This is a genomic window from Streptomyces sp. NPDC050161 (genome assembly GCF_044460025.1).
Lineage (GTDB): Bacteria > Actinomycetota > Actinomycetes > Streptomycetales > Streptomycetaceae > Streptomyces.
Genome location: NZ_JBITJM010000020.1, coordinates 1 through 14,885 on the forward strand (window position 1 = coordinate 1; position 14,885 = coordinate 14,885).

General features: G+C 74.0%; 9 protein-coding genes. 8 read left to right on the plus strand and 1 reads right to left on the minus strand.

Translation table 11 applies throughout. The annotated features are described in order from the left end of the window. Positions 1 to 272: 272 nt before the first annotated feature. From ACIBK8_RS27430 to ACIBK8_RS27455, 6 genes are all read left to right on the plus strand, one after another. The gene (locus ACIBK8_RS27430; protein ID WP_399044532.1) at positions 273 to 1,547 is read left to right on the plus strand and encodes an exo-beta-N-acetylmuramidase NamZ domain-containing protein; all 1,275 of its coding nucleotides are present in this window, start codon (positions 273 to 275) and stop codon (positions 1,545 to 1,547) included. A 91-nt stretch (positions 1,548 to 1,638) separates the two neighbouring features. Beyond that, on the plus strand, positions 1,639 to 2,103 hold the full coding sequence (locus tag ACIBK8_RS27435; RefSeq protein ID WP_399044533.1) for a CU044_2847 family protein: 465 nt from the start codon (positions 1,639 to 1,641) through the stop codon (positions 2,101 to 2,103). 2 nt (positions 2,104 to 2,105) lie between these two features. Further along, positions 2,106 to 4,343 carry a trypsin-like peptidase domain-containing protein gene (locus tag ACIBK8_RS27440; protein WP_399044534.1) on the plus strand — a complete coding sequence of 746 codons (2,238 nt, stop codon included), beginning with the start codon at positions 2,106 to 2,108 and terminating at the stop codon, positions 4,341 to 4,343. 83 nt (positions 4,344 to 4,426) lie between these two features. Next, positions 4,427 to 5,311 (plus strand): AAA family ATPase, encoded by an 885-nt coding sequence (locus ACIBK8_RS27445; protein ID WP_393686489.1) that lies wholly within the window; start codon positions 4,427 to 4,429, stop codon positions 5,309 to 5,311. A gap of 5 nt (positions 5,312 to 5,316) precedes the next feature. Continuing rightward, complete coding sequence (locus ACIBK8_RS27450) at positions 5,317 to 8,820, plus strand: SAV_2336 N-terminal domain-related protein (protein ID WP_399044535.1); 3,504 nt, start codon at positions 5,317 to 5,319, stop codon at positions 8,818 to 8,820. 79 nt (positions 8,821 to 8,899) lie between these two features. After that, the gene (locus ACIBK8_RS27455) at positions 8,900 to 10,246 is read left to right on the plus strand and encodes an MFS transporter (RefSeq protein WP_399044536.1); all 1,347 of its coding nucleotides are present in this window, start codon (positions 8,900 to 8,902) and stop codon (positions 10,244 to 10,246) included. 64 nt (positions 10,247 to 10,310) lie between these two features. Here ACIBK8_RS27455 and ACIBK8_RS27460 read toward each other — a convergent pair whose 3' ends face one another. Next, positions 10,311 to 13,130, minus strand: a complete 2,820-nt coding sequence (locus ACIBK8_RS27460; protein ID WP_399044537.1) for a penicillin acylase family protein — start codon at positions 13,128 to 13,130, stop codon at positions 10,311 to 10,313. Positions 13,131 to 13,376: 246 nt separating this feature from the next. Here ACIBK8_RS27460 and ACIBK8_RS27465 point away from each other — a divergent pair, with 246 nt between their 5' ends. Further along, entirely contained in the window at positions 13,377 to 14,009 is a 633-nt protein-coding gene (locus tag ACIBK8_RS27465; RefSeq protein WP_399044538.1) for a hypothetical protein, read from the plus strand. Positions 14,010 to 14,138: 129 nt separating this feature from the next. Continuing rightward, a complete protein-coding gene (locus ACIBK8_RS27470; RefSeq protein WP_399044539.1) occupies positions 14,139 to 14,876 on the plus strand; it encodes a 3-keto-5-aminohexanoate cleavage protein in 738 nt (245 codons plus the stop codon). Positions 14,877 to 14,885 lie beyond the last annotated feature (9 nt).

Consider the following 14,885-nt stretch of genomic DNA (forward strand, 5'->3'; position numbering starts at 1 on the left):
CCTGGCACGCACGCTCGCCGCGTTGTCGGGATCTCCCCGGTACGCCCAGTACCGGGAAGACCCTCCGCCTTGCGAGCGCACGCACCAGACGCCGCAGGGCCCGCCCTCCGGGCGGACGACGGGAGTTCGACGACAGGCCCCAGCAGACTAACCAGTCGGTATGTCCCAGCGGAAGAGGCCGGAGCCCAGGCGGCCGGGATCGTTCCCTGGCGGGCCACGGAGCGTTAGCGTGCGCGGGGCACGTCGTTCCCACCGCTCACGGAGGTGCGCACATGGCCCTGTCGAGACGCGTTCTGCTCGGACGCCTGGCGGCGACCGGAGCCGCGGCGGCCACGGTCGGCACGGACGCCGGCCCGGCCCGCGCCGCGCACCCCGCCCACGGCGGCGGGACGGTGCACACCGGCTTCGACCGGCTGGCCGCCGACGGCTACCGGCTCCTGGACGGACACCGGACCGGCATCGTCACCAACCCCACGGGGGTCACCCGGGACCTGCGGCACATCGTGGACGTCATGCACGCCGACGACCGGGTACGGCTGACCGCCGTCTTCGGCCCGGAGCACGGCTTCCGCGGCACGGCGCAGGCGGGCGGCTCGGAGGGCCGCCACGACGACCCGGCGACCGGCCTCCCGGTGTACGACACGTACGACAGGAGCGGCAGGGAACTCGCCGCGATCTTCACCGAATCCGGCGTGGACACCGTGGTGTTCGACATCCAGGACGTCGGCGCGCGCTTCTACACCTACATCTGGACGCTGTACGACTGCATGGTGGCCGCCGCCCTGGCGGGCAAGCGGTTCGTGGTGCTCGACCGGCCCAATCCGGTCACCGGACGCGCGGCCACCGGACCGGTGCTCGACCCGGCCTACGCCTCGTTCGTCGGCCGCGAGCCGATCGCGCAGGCGCACGGGATGACGGCGCTGGAGTTGGCCCTGCTCTTCAACGACCTGTTCGTGCCGAGGGCCGCCGGGCGCCCGGTGCGGCTGGAAACCGTCCCGATGGGCGGCTGGCGGCGCGGTGACTTCTTCGACGCGACGGGGCTGCCGTGGGTGCCGCCGAGCCCCAACATGCCCACCGCCGACACCGCGCTGGTCTACGCGGGCACCTGCCTCTTCGAGGGCACCAACCTCTCCGAAGGGCGCGGCACCACCCGGCCGTTCGAACTCCTGGGCGCGGACGGCATCGACCGCCGGTGGGCGGCGGCGGTGAACGCGCTCGGGCTGCCCGGGGTCCGCTTCCGGGAGGCGTACTTCGCGCCGACGTTCTCGAAGTTCGCGGGCAAGACGATCGGCGGCGTCCAACTGCACGTCCACGACCGGGAGTTGTTCGACCCGGTCCGCACCGGCATCGCGCTGCTGGTCACCGCGAAGCGGGTGTGGAGCGGCTTCGCCTGGCGTCCCGACCACGGCATCGACCGGCTGACCGGCTCGGCGCGGGTCCGCACGATGATCGACGCGGGCGCCGGTACCGACGAGGTGGTCGCGGCCTGGCAGCCGGACCTGGCCCGCTTCCGTACCGAACGGGCCCGCCACCTGCGCTACCGCTGACACCGCCGCGGCGACCGCGCCAACCTCCGGATGTCCGCACCGGTTTGGGAACAACCGTGCCCCGGACGGCGATGATCGGCACAATGCAGGGGTGGGAAATTTCAACGAACTCCAGCTCGCCGACGGAACCGCCATCCGGTTCGACGTGACGGCGGGCGACGGCACACCCTGGCCGGACGGCGCCCCCGGGGCCGGCCAACTCCCCGATGACGCCGGGGAGTCCCGGCACCCGGAGGGCCCCGGCGCGCCGGACGAGGAGGCGATGGCCGAACTGCCCGACGGCATGGGCCCCAGCGTGCCGGTCGCCCGGGGCGACGGGGACAGCCGGGTGTCCCGGATGGCGGTGCGCACGGTACGGGCGGCGCTCGCGCCCGTCGGCTCGCTGCTCCAGGAGGTGCACGACGCGGTGCTGTCGGCGCCGCAGCCGCCGGAAGAGGTCACGGTGACCTTCGGCGTCCAGATCGGCCAGGACCTGAAACTGGGCGTCGTGGGCGGCACCGGCCAGGCCCATCTGACGATCGCGGCGTCCTGGCGGCCCGGCAGCAGCGGGGACTGAGCGTGGGCTGGTTCCACTCCTCGGTCAGGTCGCCGTCGGCGCAGCCGCTGTACTCCGTGGTCTCGGTGCTGCGGGCCAAGGACGGCAAGAGCGCGGGCGCCGGTGTCCTGCTCGCCCCGACCACCCTGCTGACCTGCGCCCATGTCGTCAACGACGCCCTGCAACGCCCGATGTTCGACGACCGGGAACCGTCCGGGGAACGCGTCAAGGTGACGCTCCACCGGCCCCACGAGGTCACCAGGACCTGGGCGGCGGTCACCCACTGGCTGCCGCCGAGGCGCCGGGTGCCGGGCGGGCCCGGTGCGGCGGGCCGGCTGCCGGTACGGCCGCTCCAGGACGCCGAGTGGCTGGGCGACCTGGCGGTGCTGGAGATCGAGGCGGCGGACGGCGAGGTGCACGTGCCCCAGTGGGCGCCGATGGCCGAGGGGCAGATGCTGCGCGCCTGGCACGGCTCGGCGCGCAGCAGCACCTACGCCGACGTCCGGGTCGGGCCCTGTGACGGGGAGATCGGCTACATGGACGGCTGGCCCACCGGCATGGCCATCGGGCCCGCCTACAGCGGCGGCCCGCTGTGGTCCACGATGCACAACGCCGTGGTCGGTCTCGTCTGCGCGCACGTCGGGCCGCCCACCGACGCCGCCGGCCGGCCGCTGCCTTACACCCCGCAGCACATCGCCCGGCGCAGCTGGGGCATGCCCTGGCAGCGGATCACCGAAGAACTCCGGGCGGCGGGCGCCGGGCACCTCTTCGACCCGCCCGAGGCGGACGCGGACGATCCGGCGGCGGGGCTGCTGTGCAGCCTGCTGAAGAGCCTGCTGCCGTCGGGGGTCAGGCGCGCCGACTACGCGCGGGCCGTCGCCGGCCGCTGCGGCTACGGCTACCCCGAGGGCGCGTCCTCGCCCTCCCCGGAGGAGTTCGCCGCGTTCCTGGTCACCGAACCCCGGGCGCTGGCGGCGCTGTCGGAGGTGCTGCGGCGCAACGAACCGCACGCCGCCGCGCAGTTGCTCGCGGTCGGCTGGCTCTCCCGGGTGCCGCGGCTGCTGGCCCCGCGCGAGTACCGCAGGCTGCACGACGTACTGGCGACGGTGCCCGCCGGGGCCCTGGCCAGGCTGCCGGAGGCGGTGCGGGCCGCGCTGCCCCGCACCGCCTCCTTCCCGGTGGAGGAAGTGGCCGGGCACCTCGGGCGGGACACGTCCGAGACGTCGGGAACCGGCACGGCCCAGGCACTCGACGCGCTCCTCGACCACCTGGAATACCTGCCGGGCGACAGCCGCAGCGAGCGGGGCGGCCCCCGCGTGCCCGCCCTCCTGACGGCCGTCGAGTACTTCTCCGCGCTCTGCCCGCCCGCCCAGCGGGCCCATCTGCGCCTGTGGTCCGACGGGGTCGCCGAGCGGCTCGCCGTCCCCCGCCAGGCGATGACCGAACGCCGGTCGGTGGCCGCCGGCTGGCACCAGACGCAGGACCGGGCACGGGCCCAGGGCGCCGTCCCCCGGGTGCTGGCCCAGATCGGCCTGGAGGCCGGGGACCGCTACCGGCTGCGGGTGTGGTGCGACGAGGGTTCGGGGCTCCGGCAGGTGTCGACCGAGGGCGACGTCACCTACAGCGCCACCGAGGCCGCCCGGGTGCTGCTGCGGGCGGTGGAATCCCTGTACCGGACCGCGCCGGTGGAGAGCAGGCCGGTGGTGGAGGCGCTGGTGGACCGGGGCGCGCTGAATCTGCCCATCGACGAATGGGAGAGCGTGGGGCCCGACGACGTGGTGCCCGAAGTGCTCGGCGTGGGGTACCCGCTCGTCGTCAACTGCCCCGACCTGCGCCGCAAGGAGCGCTTCCTGCACGACTGGCGGGACCGCTGGCGGAAGCTGGACACCGGCCACACGCTGCGGCTGGACGACGCGGCGGTGGGCGTGCGTGAGGTGTACGCCATGCTGCTGGACCGTACGGACACCGTGCGGGTGGCGGTGGACGTCCCGCAGGCGCTGCGGGAAGCGATCGTGCAGACCTGTCTGTCCGTGGGGGTGCCGGTGGTGGTGTGGGACCGGCAGGCGGACGACGGCGGCTCGCACGCCGTGCGCGAGATGACGGCGGTGACCACCAGAAAACTGCCCGAAGAGGTCAGGACCTACCGTGCCAAGTCCGTCCACCGGCCGCAGGAGTTCACCGGGCGTCCGGTGCTGGCCTGGGCGGACGCCGACCGTACGGTGCCGCAACTGCATCTGTCGGAGCCTCAGGAGGGCCCGTGAACGACGTACCGCAACCCGCATCGCCGCCGTCGGACGACGACTGGCGGCTCTTCCGTGGCGACGGGGTGCCGCGCCGGGTGACCATGCCGCCCGCGCCGCCCTGGCGCCGCTTCTCACCGGACGACCGCTCCGTCGCCCCGCTGCCGTACCTGATCTCCCGTGAGCACGCGGACGTGGTGAGCGCGGCGCTGCAACTGCGCCGCCCGCTGCTGGTGACCGGACCGGCGGGCACCGGAAAGTCCTCGCTGGCCCGCGCCGTCACCCATGAACTCGGCCTCGGCGAACTGCTGCGCTGGCCGGTCAACAGCCGCTCCAGCGTGCAGGACGCGCTCTACGGCTACGACGCCATCGGCCGGCTGCGCGAGACGACGCTCAGCCGGGACCGCGGCGAGGCGGAGCCGTCCATCGGCAGTTTCATCCGGCTCGGGCCGCTGGGCACGGCGCTGGTGCCGCGTGCGGCGCCGCGGGTGCTGCTGGTCGACGAGATGGACAAGGGCGATGTGGATCTGCCCAACGACCTGCTGACCGTCTTCGAGGACGGCGTCTTCGAGATCCCCGAACTGGTGCGGCTGCCCGAGGAGTCGGCCGAGATCGAGGTGCACACCGCCGACCACCAGGAGACCGTCACCGTCCGCAGGGGCCGGGTGCAGTGCACCGAGTTTCCGGTCGTCATCATCACCAGCAACGGCGAACGCGACTTCCCGCCGGCCTTCCTGCGCCGCTGCGTACGCCTCGACCTGCCGGTGCCTGGCGAGGAACGGCTGCGGGAGATCGTCACGGCGCATCTGGGCCCGGACGCGCTCCAGGAGGCCGACGGGGTGCTCCAGAAGTTCCTGAGCCGCCGCGCGCCCGGCGAACTGGCCACCGACCAGCTGCTGAACGCGGTGTTCCTGCGGGCGGGCGGCGTGGACCTGGACGGCAAGGGGCTGCTCGACGCCGTCCTGCACCAGCTGACCGGAAACGTCTGAGCGCCATGACACATCCGGGGGACGCCGCGGTGGACCGGGACCGGGACGCGGCGCGCGAGGAGCGTCTCGGCGCCGTGCTGCGGGTGCTGCGCACGGCCGGTTGTGACCTCGACGCGCAGGAGGCCCTGGACGTGCTCTGGCTGGCCGGGCGGCTGCCGGACGGCGGCCGGGGCGCGCGGCTGCCGCTGGCGCTCGCCCGGCAGGACGCCGAGGTCCCGGTGCCGGACGCGGCGGACGACGTGCCGGCGGAACCCGGTGCGGACGACGCGGAGCCGCAGGCGGAGCAGCCCGGCACCGACCCGCTGCCCGACCTTCCGGTGCCCGAGCTGCACGCCGCCCCGCGGTCCCGCCCGTCCGAACCGCCCGCGGTCGCACCCCAGGACCCCGACGAGCCGCAGCCCGCGCTGCCGGTGCGGGTGCCCGAGGTCAAGGCGCTCGCCCAGGAGTTGCTGGTCGGGCGGGCCCTTCGGCCGCTGAAACAGCAGCGGCCCAGCCGGTGGCGGCAGGAGCTGGACGAGTCGGCGACCGCGGCGGCGTTCGCCGAGACCCGGCTGCCGGACGTGGTGACGCGTCCGGCCAGGGAGCGCTGGCTGCGCCTGGTGCTGGTGGTGGACGACGGTCTGTCGATGCTGCTGTGGCATCAGCTCGCGGTGGAGTTGCGCACCACCCTCCAGCGGCTCGGCGCCTTCCGCTCGATCCAGGTGCACGGCCTGGACACCCGCACCTCGGGCGAAGTGGCCCTGCGCGGGCGCCCGTTCGACCCCGGTGAGGCCACGCTGGCGCCGTCGTCGGCCGCCGACCCTTCGGGGCAGACCCTGGTCCTGGTGATCAGCGACGGTATGGGGGCCGCCTGGCGCACCGGCCGGATGCACGAGGTGCTGCAACGCTGGGCCTCGGCCGGGCCCACCGCCGTGCTGCACACCCTGCCGCCGTCGCTGTGGCGCGGCTCGGGGCTCCAGGCCGACCGCTGGCAGGTCACCACCCACCGGCCCGGCGGCCCGCACACCGCCTGGGACGTCGCCGATCCGGTGCTCCCCGTGGAACTCGCCGCGTTCCACGGTGTGCCGGTCCCGCTGCTGGAGCCGTCGGCCGTGGCGCTGCACCAGTGGGCGCGGCTGGTCGCCTCGCCCGGCACCACGGCGGAACTGCCGCTGCTGACCGAGCCCCGGCACCACGCGGCGGTCACCGCCGCCCGTGAGGTCGGCACGGTGCAGCACTTCCGGGACGCCGCGTCACCGGAGGCGTACCGGCTCGCGGCGCATCTGGCGGCGGTGTCGCCGGTGTCGGTGCCGGTGATGCGGCTGGTGCAGGCGGCGGTGCCGTGGCAGGCGCGCACCGCGCAGCTGGCGGAGGTGTTCCTCGGCGGTCTGGTCGGCCCCGCGCCGGCGCCGGTGCCGGAGCCGGTGCCCGTCAAGCACCGGATCTTCGACTTCACCGAGGACGCCAAGAGCGCGCTGCTGGACGCCGTGCCCAGCGCCGAACTGATCCGCACCAGCCGCCGGATCGGCCGTCACCTGGAGCAACTGGCGGGCCGCTCACCGGACTTCCCCGCCTGGCTCGCCCACCCGGACGGCGATGACGCGCTGCCGGACGCCTTCCGCCCGTTCACCGCGGTCGAACGCCGGCTGCTGAAGCGGTTCGGGGTCAGCGTGGAGAGCATGGAGTCGCTGCGCTCCCGTACCCCCCTGGCCCCCGAAGCGGCGCCCGGCGCCGAAGCGCCCGCTTCGTGGCGTCCGCTCACCGGCCAGGATCCGCGCCGGCTCGGCGACTTCACCCTGCTGGGCAGGCGCCTGGGCGCCCGCACCGTCGTCTACCACGGCCGGGACTCGGGCGGCAGGGAAGCGGCGCTGCGGGCGGTGCGCCCGGGGCTGCCGACCGCCACGGAACGGCTGCTGGCCACCGAGGCGGAGGCGTTGCGCCGGATGAACGGCCGGTACGCGCCCCGTCTGGTGACCACCGGGCTGAACGACCGCCCCGCGTGGCTCGCCATGCAGCAGGTGCGCCGGGCCGACCGGACGCACGGCAGGCCCGGTGGCCGCGCCAAGGGCGACGCGCCGGCGCGGCTGGACGAGTTGCTGGAGATCGTGCTCCCCGGTGAGCTGGGGGTCCTGGACATCCTCAGCAGCCTCACCATCGCCTGGCAGCTCGCCGACGCGGTCCGGCTCTGCCATCTGAACGGCCTGGTGCTCGCCGATCTCACACCCGCCGACGTGATGGTGCTCGACCGCACGGTGCTGCTGGCCGGTCTGTCGGACTGCGCGGTGGACGGCGCGTGGTCGGGGCCCGGCCCCGCGCCGACCGAGGCGGGCAACATCAGCGCGCTGGGCGAGGTGCTGCGCGCCACGGCCAGCAAGCCGCCCGGTGTGCAGACCTGGGTGGCCGAGGGCATGCACCTGTGGCAGGGCGACATCTGGCTGCCGCTGCGCGAGCTGGTCGCCCGCTGCTCCGCGACGGATGAGGCGGAACGGCCCACCGCGGCGGAGGCGGCGGAGACCCTCGCACGGTACGTCGCACTCGCCCAGGCCATGCAGGGCACCGAGGCGCCGCGGACGGGTGCGGCAGGACCGCGGACCGGCAGCGGAGCAACCGGCGGCGCGGCAGCGGGCGTTGCGGCTCCGGACGCGTCACCCGCCGCCCGGCCCCCGCTCACGCCGCGCGCCGCCGGGGCGCCGGAACCGGTCAGCAGGATCGGCCGGCGGTCGCCGCGCGCCGGGCTCGGCGGGCGCCGGGCGGCGCACGAGAGGCGGGTGGCGGCGGCCCGCAGGCCGCTGTCGCACAGCCACCGCATCACGCTGGTCGGCACCGCCCCGGGGTCGGGCCGGCTGACCACCACCGTGGCGCTCGGCTCCGTGTACGCCGCCGTGCGCGCCGAGCCGGTGCTCGCCCTGGACGGCGCCCCCGGCCACGGCGATCTGCGCGACCGCTTCCCGCGGCCCGTGCCCACCACGCTGCGCCAGGTGAGCGAGCTGCCCACCGACGCGCCCTACGAGCGTCTGCTGCCCTTCGTCACGTCCACCGCCTGCGGCCTGGAGGTGCTCCCCTTCACCGCGCGTGCCGCCGCCGGGCGCAGTCAGCACGCCGACGAGTACGGCAGGCTGCTGGCGCTCAGCGCGCACCACTATCCGCTGGTGCTCACCGACTGGGCGGCGCCCGCCACCGGCCCCGCCATCGGCCCGGTACTCGGCCTGACGGACCGTCTGGTGCTGTGCGTCTCACCGGCCAGGGCTTCGGTGGAGACCGCTGCGGCCCTCCTGAAGAGCTGGCGCGCCGACGCGGCCAGGCGCCGTCTCGCCGAGCACGCCGTGGTCGTCGTGTCCCAGGTCGGCGTCCCCGACCCGCTTCCTGACGACACGGTCAGGGCGGCCCTCCCTCCGCTGCCGCTGGTCTTCGTCCCGTTCGACACCCACCTCGCCGGGCTGCGCGAGGTGTCGCTCCCACGCCTCAAGTCGCGTACCGCGGAGGCGTTCCTGGAGCTGGCGGCCCACCTCATGGAGGACGCCGGACACTGAGCGCACACGGCCCGCCTTCGTCTCACATACCAGGACGAAACATTCCACCTATTGACTGCCCCGTCCACAGGACGTGAGCATGCCGCTCGTGCGAACTGATGCGACACCAGCGAAGAAAGCGCCGGGAGCGGCGGATACGGCGGACGGTGCGGAGTCCGGCGGCGGCGAGAGCCTGCGCCGGGTGGCGGTGGCCTCCTTCATCGGGACGGCCATCGAGTTCTACGACTTCTACATCTACGGCACCGCCGCCGCGCTGGTCCTGAACCAGGCGTTCTTCCCCACCCTCGACCCGGTGAACGCCACCCTCGCGTCGTTCTCCACCTACGCGGTGGCGTTCGCCGCCCGGCCGCTCGGCTCGCTGGTCTTCGGCCACTTCGGCGACCGGATCGGCCGCAAGTCGGTGCTGGTCGTCTCGCTGCTGATGATGGGCCTTTCCACCGCGTTCGTCGGCCTGCTCCCCGGCTACGGCACGCTGGGCATCTGGGCCCCGCTGCTGCTGATCCTGCTGCGTTTCGTGCAGGGCATCGGGCTCGGCGGCGAGTGGGGCGGCGCGGCACTGCTGGCGGTCGAGCACGCGCCGCGCGCACGCCGCGGACTGTACGCGGCCTTCCCGCAACTCGGCCCGTCCGTCGGGTTCTTCGCGGCGACCGGGGTGTTCTGGGCGCTGTCCGCCGGGCTCGACGACGCGGCGTTCCGCTCGTGGGGCTGGCGGGTGCCGTTCCTGCTGTCGTTCCTGCTGGTCGGCGTCGGCCTGTTCGTCCGGCTGAAGATCAGCGAGACGCCGGTCTTCACGAAGGTGCTGGACGCGCAGGAGGCGAGCCGGGCGCCCGCCCTCGATGTGTTCCGGCGGCATCCGCGCGAACTCCTCCTGGGCACCGGCGGCATGATCATCGCGTACGGCCTCTTCTACACCGCGACCACCTACTGCCTCTCCTACGCCACCGGCTCCCTCGGCGTCTCCCGCAACACCATGCTCGGCCTCTCCCTGGTCGCCTGCCTCTTCCTGGCGGCCGGCACCTGGCTCGCCGCGACCCGCTCGGACGCCGCGGGGCGCCGCAAGCTGATCCTCGCGGGCACCGGCCTGGCCGTGGTGTGGGGTCTGGTCCTCTTCCCGCTGCTCGACACCGGGCAGCCGGTGCTGATCGCGCTCGGCATCGGCGGCGCGCTGTTCTGCATGGGTGTCGTGTACGGGCCGATGGGCGCCTACCTGCCGGAGCTGTTCGGCCCGACCGTGCGGTACTCGGGCGCCTCGCTCGCCTACAACCTGGGCGGCGTGCTGGGCGGCGCGGTCGCCCCGCTGTTCGCCACCCGGCTCCAGTCGGCGTTCGGCTCCGCGTCGGTGGGCTGGTACGTCAGCGCGATGGCCGTGGTCTCGCTGCTGTGCGTGCTGGCCCTGCCCGAGACCAGGGAACGCGAACTGGCCTGAACCGCGAGGCTCCCCGTACGGACGTGCCGTACGGGGAGCCGTCCTGTTCCCGGGCCGAGAGGGCCTACCGGTGCGAGGGGAATTCCACGACCTGCTGGTAGGTCGGCCGGTTCTGCCAGCTGATGGCGTCGTGGGTCAGACCGCCCACCGCGCGCTGCACGATGGAGTCCGCGCACCACTGGTCGCCCGCCTTGCAGCTGTCGTCGCCCGGGTAGACCTGCTCGGCGGTCTTGCCGCTCGCCTGCCTGAGCGTGTCCAGCAGGGTGTCGCGGCAGGCGGCGAGGTCGCCGTTGCCGCAGTACGGCACGGCGAGCGGGCCCTGGACCCGGTCGCCGAGCACCGCGCGCAGATCCTTGTCCGCGTAGCTCCACCAGCCGTACTGGAACGCCGATCCGGCGTGTGCGCCGGTCGGACCGTGGCCCGCCGAAGGCGACTCGTCGACGGCGAGGTTGGCGCCCAGCGCGTCGTAGAGGTCGCCGCCCAGGCCCGGTTTGAAGGCGCCTTCGATCATCAGCGGCCACCAGGCGTCCATCAGGCGTACGGCGTCGGGGTGCGTGTAGGTGTGCGAGCCGGCGCTCGTCTCGCGGCGCTGGGCGCCGTCCTTGCGCCAGGAATCCAGCTGCTGCACCGCCGTCCTGAGCTTCGGGTCGGTGACCGGCTTGCTGTTGAGCACCCGCAGGAGCCGGGGCAGTACGTCCTCGCCGCGCAGGTCGGTGACGGCGGCCTCGGACATCGCCCGGGTCAGCGCGGCGCGGGTGACGCCGCCCTCCTTGGTGAGCGCCGCGACCCGGTCGTCGAGCAGGTCGGCGCGGTGCACCGAGCCGTTGCCGAAGCCCGCCGAGTCGTAGTCCTTGGCCTGCTTGTTGTTCCAGGAGATGTAGTAGTCCTGGTCGACCGACTGCGGGTGCTGGTCGGGCGGTGTGTAGTCGGTGGTGTTGGCCTTGGGGTCGTAGCCCCGCCACTCGTACTCCGGGTCCGCCTTGATGGGCAGCGCCGGGTCGACGTCCGGGTTGCGGACCGGGTTGAGGCCGCTGTTGTAGTAGGCGATGTCGCGGGAGTCGGCGTAGAACCAGTTGAAGGCGTAGCCGATGTGCTGGGCCGCCTTCTGGAAGGTCGCCGCGTCACGGACGTACGAGGGGTCGTTGAGCATCTGGAAGCCGATGATGGAGTCGGCCTCGTGGCGGTAGGTGCTGCGCAGCGCCGTGTAGGCGACGGGCTTGCCGCCGACGGTGGCGCGGTGGGTGACGGTGCCGTACTTGGTGCGGAAGACCTGCATCCGGTACGAGCCTGCCGCGGTCGGGTCGGCGATGGTCGGCTTCCAGGAGTTGGTGCGCTCCAGCTTCTCCATCGGGACGCACGCGCCGTGGTAGCGGTAGGAGGTGGACTCCTTGGTGGCCGGTGAGCCGTCCTTGTTGCACAGGTCGACGGCGTAGGTGTCGGTGATGTCCTGGCCGGCCGACGTGGCGCTCCAGGCGTAGTCCTGGCCGCGGCCGAGCTGGACGTACATGCCGACCCCCGCGAAGGAGGCGCCCCGGGCGCTGATGCCGGGGCCCTGGATCTCCTGGAGCATCAGCAGCTGCGGCGCGAAGTAGCCGGTCTGCGGGCCGAAGACGGCGACCGGGTGGCCGCTCGCGGTGTGCTTGCCCGACACCAGGAGGGCGTTGGACATGCCGCGGTGCTGGGTCGGGTCGAAGCTGCCCTTGGGCAGCACCCCGTCCTTGAACATCCCTTCCAGCTTGCGGTACTTCTCCGGCGCCTTGACCGGGTGCTGTGCGGGCTTCTTGTCGCCGGCCGCTCCGGTGCGGTCGAAGACCAGCGGCTCGGGGGTGACCGAGCCCGCGTCGGGCAGCGCGGTGCCCTTGGCCTTGGCCGGCTTGACCGCGTACGGGAAACTCTGGCCGTCGTGCAGGGTCTTGGCGGCCTCGGGGTCGTTGCGCTCCCGGAAGGACTCCCAGACCTCGGTGCCCTTCGTGACGCCGTACTTCTGCTGGGCGGAGAGCAGCGCGAGGGCGGACGGGACCTCACCGCCGCCGCCGTTGCCGAACAGGCCGCCGACGACGGAGGCCAGCGCGATCAGGTCGGTGAGCTTGAACGGCGCGATCTCACCGGCGTTGGTGATCGCGTCGACGTGTCCGGTCAGGACGTACTCACCGGGGAAGTAGCGGCCGTTCTTGGACTGTTCCCGGTAGGCGTTGATGCCGTCGACGTACGCCTGGGCGTCCTCCATGGCCTGCTTGCCGCGCGCCCCGTTGGTGTCGCGGATCCGGTCCACCTGGGCCTGGAGGTCGGCCTCGGTGTACGGGGCCTGCGGCCAGAACTGCTGCTCGAGGCCCTGGTTGGCGAGGGCGCCACCGGCGAAGGAGGTGAGTTCGCCGCGGCCGATGTGGCGGAAGAGGTCCATCAGCCAGAGCCGGTCCTGGCCCGCGGCGTAGCCCGCGCCGTACTCGGTGCCGTAGCGGGTGGTGCCCTTGATGTGCGGGACGCCGGTCTTCTTGTCCCGGGTGATCGTGACGTCGTCGCGCGGCGCGGTGACCTTGGCCACCTGGTCCTTGGGGACGCCGAAGGAGGCGTCGTTGAAGAAGTCGGTGAGGGTGTCGTCGGTGAGCGACTGGTAACCGCTCGCCAGGGCGCCGTACGGGGCGAGTTGGTCGGTGGAGTGCCCGGGGTGGGTGCCGAAGACCTTGCTGGCGAGTATCTCGGCCAGGGTCGCGTTGCCGTTGGCGCCGGGCGGCAGGATGTCGGCGCACTGGCCCTGGCAGTAATCGGTGGTGCCGGTCGGTCCGTCGGCCGCGGCAGCGGTGGGCGGCGGTGCCAAGAACGTGGCACCCAAGGCGAACAGGGCTGCCGCGGCGGCGGTCCTGAGCCTTCCGGTACGTCGTCGCATTCCTGCTCCTCGAACGGGATTCCCCCCGCTCTTCGGGAGCCCGGGGGAGGGTGCGCCGGACGTTACCGCCGGTTACTCGCCGCCGGAAGATGAACAACAGTCACCTTTTCCAATTCCCCACAGGGGCACACCCGCTGCCCCGCTCCCGCCCTCCCGAAACCGCAAGAAAATTCGATGGATCCGGCGGACGGTCCGCTACGTCCATTCCCTGTCCAGTCGGGTCCTCCCCACGGAGGTGGGATGAAATTGGCCGGTTTCAGAGCTCTCGCGGAACAGGTCCGCAATCCGCGACTCGTCGCGGCCCAGCGGCGCACCGCCCTGCGCAAGTGCCTGGAGCGCTTCGCCCCTTACGGGCACCGCGCGACGTGGCACCACCTGTGCACACGGTCCGGGATCGCCACCCAGGACCGCGACCCCGACCCGGAACGGCTGCTGGCCGCGCTCGCCGAACTGGAGGAGGCACGCGCCCTCTGGCTGGCGTACGAGGCGGAGTTCGCCGCCCGGCGCAGGCGGGAGAAGCACGACGGCATCCGGCAGCCCAGCGCGATCGACGACTGGCACCGGCGCACCTGGGGCGGCTGCGACATCGTGCCCTGCGCCGCGCCGCACCTGCACCCGGCCGCCCGGCTCGCCGTCGTCCTGCGCAGCATGATCACGGCGATGGAGTCCGGCAGGCCGCGGCGGGACTGCCCGGTGTGCGGCGGCGACCGCTTCAACCGGCTCACCGGCACCGGCGGTTGCCCGGCGGCCGGCCCCGTGTGCGGCGACTGCGGGGTGGTGGTCCCGGCCACCGTCCTCGCCCGCGAGGCACTGACCGCCGCCGGGCCCGGCGGCGACGAGGCCGGGGCCGGACGGCTCCCGGCGTACGCGGCGGCCTGAGGGGCAGCGCGTCCGGGGCGTCCGGCGAGGGCGACGGCGCGCCCTGCGCCAGGCGGCGCGGCGCACGGCGGTGACCGGTCCGCCGGGCGGCCGGGCGCCGTTGTCAGACCCGTGCGGCACTATCGAGGCATGGTGCAAGTCTGTCTCAACGGGCCCCGGACCGCGGCCGATTCCGGAGCGGTGCCCCTGTCGCCCGCCGCGCTCGCCGAGGCCGCGCGGCGCGCCGTCGCGGCCGGCGCCGATGACGTCCACGTCCACCCCAAGACCCCCTGCGGCACGGATTCCCTCTCGCCGCGCGTCCTCGCTCCGGTGCTGGAGGCGATACGCGCGGCGGTCGACGTACCGGTGGGGGTGACGACGGGGGCGTGGGCCGAGCCGGATCCCGCCCGCCGGGTGGCGCGCATACGGGCCTGGACGGCGCTGCCCGACCACGCCTCGGTGAACTGGCACGAGCCGGGCGCCGACGAGGTGGCCGCCGCGCTGCTGGCGCGCGGCGTCGGCGTCGAGGCCGGTGTGTGGTCCGGCACGGCGGGAGCGGAGCGCTTCGCCCGCTCCCCGCTGGCGCCGCGGGTCCTGCGGGTGCTCGCCGAGGTGACCGACCGGGATGCCGCGTCGGCGGCCCGGTCCGCGCGGGATCTGCTGGCGGCGCTGGCGGAGATACCGCACGGCCGCCCGGTGCTGCTGCACGGCTGGGACGCCGGTGCCTGGCCTGTGGTGCGGCTGGCCGCCCGCATCGGCCTGGCCACCCGCGTCGGCATCGAGGACACCCTGCTGCTGCCCGACGGCTCCCCTGCGGCCGACAACGCCCAACTGGTCGCCGCCGCCCTGTCGTTGACGGACGCGGCCGGCGAGGAGGGCGGCGGATGAGGCCGGCGC

Coding starts and splice junctions, on each gene's coding strand:
- ACIBK8_RS27470 (WP_399044539.1), top strand. CDS start 14,139: ATGGTGCAAGTCTGTCTCAACGGGCCCCGGACCGCGGCCGATTCCGGA.
- ACIBK8_RS27450 (WP_399044535.1), top strand. CDS start 5,317: ATGACACATCCGGGGGACGCCGCGGTGGACCGGGACCGGGACGCGGCG.
- ACIBK8_RS27460 (WP_399044537.1), bottom strand. CDS start 13,130: ATGCGACGACGTACCGGAAGGCTCAGGACCGCCGCCGCGGCAGCCCTG.
- ACIBK8_RS27445 (WP_393686489.1), top strand. CDS start 4,427: ATGCCGCCCGCGCCGCCCTGGCGCCGCTTCTCACCGGACGACCGCTCC.
- ACIBK8_RS27430 (WP_399044532.1), top strand. CDS start 273: ATGGCCCTGTCGAGACGCGTTCTGCTCGGACGCCTGGCGGCGACCGGA.
- ACIBK8_RS27455 (WP_399044536.1), top strand. CDS start 8,900: ATGCCGCTCGTGCGAACTGATGCGACACCAGCGAAGAAAGCGCCGGGA.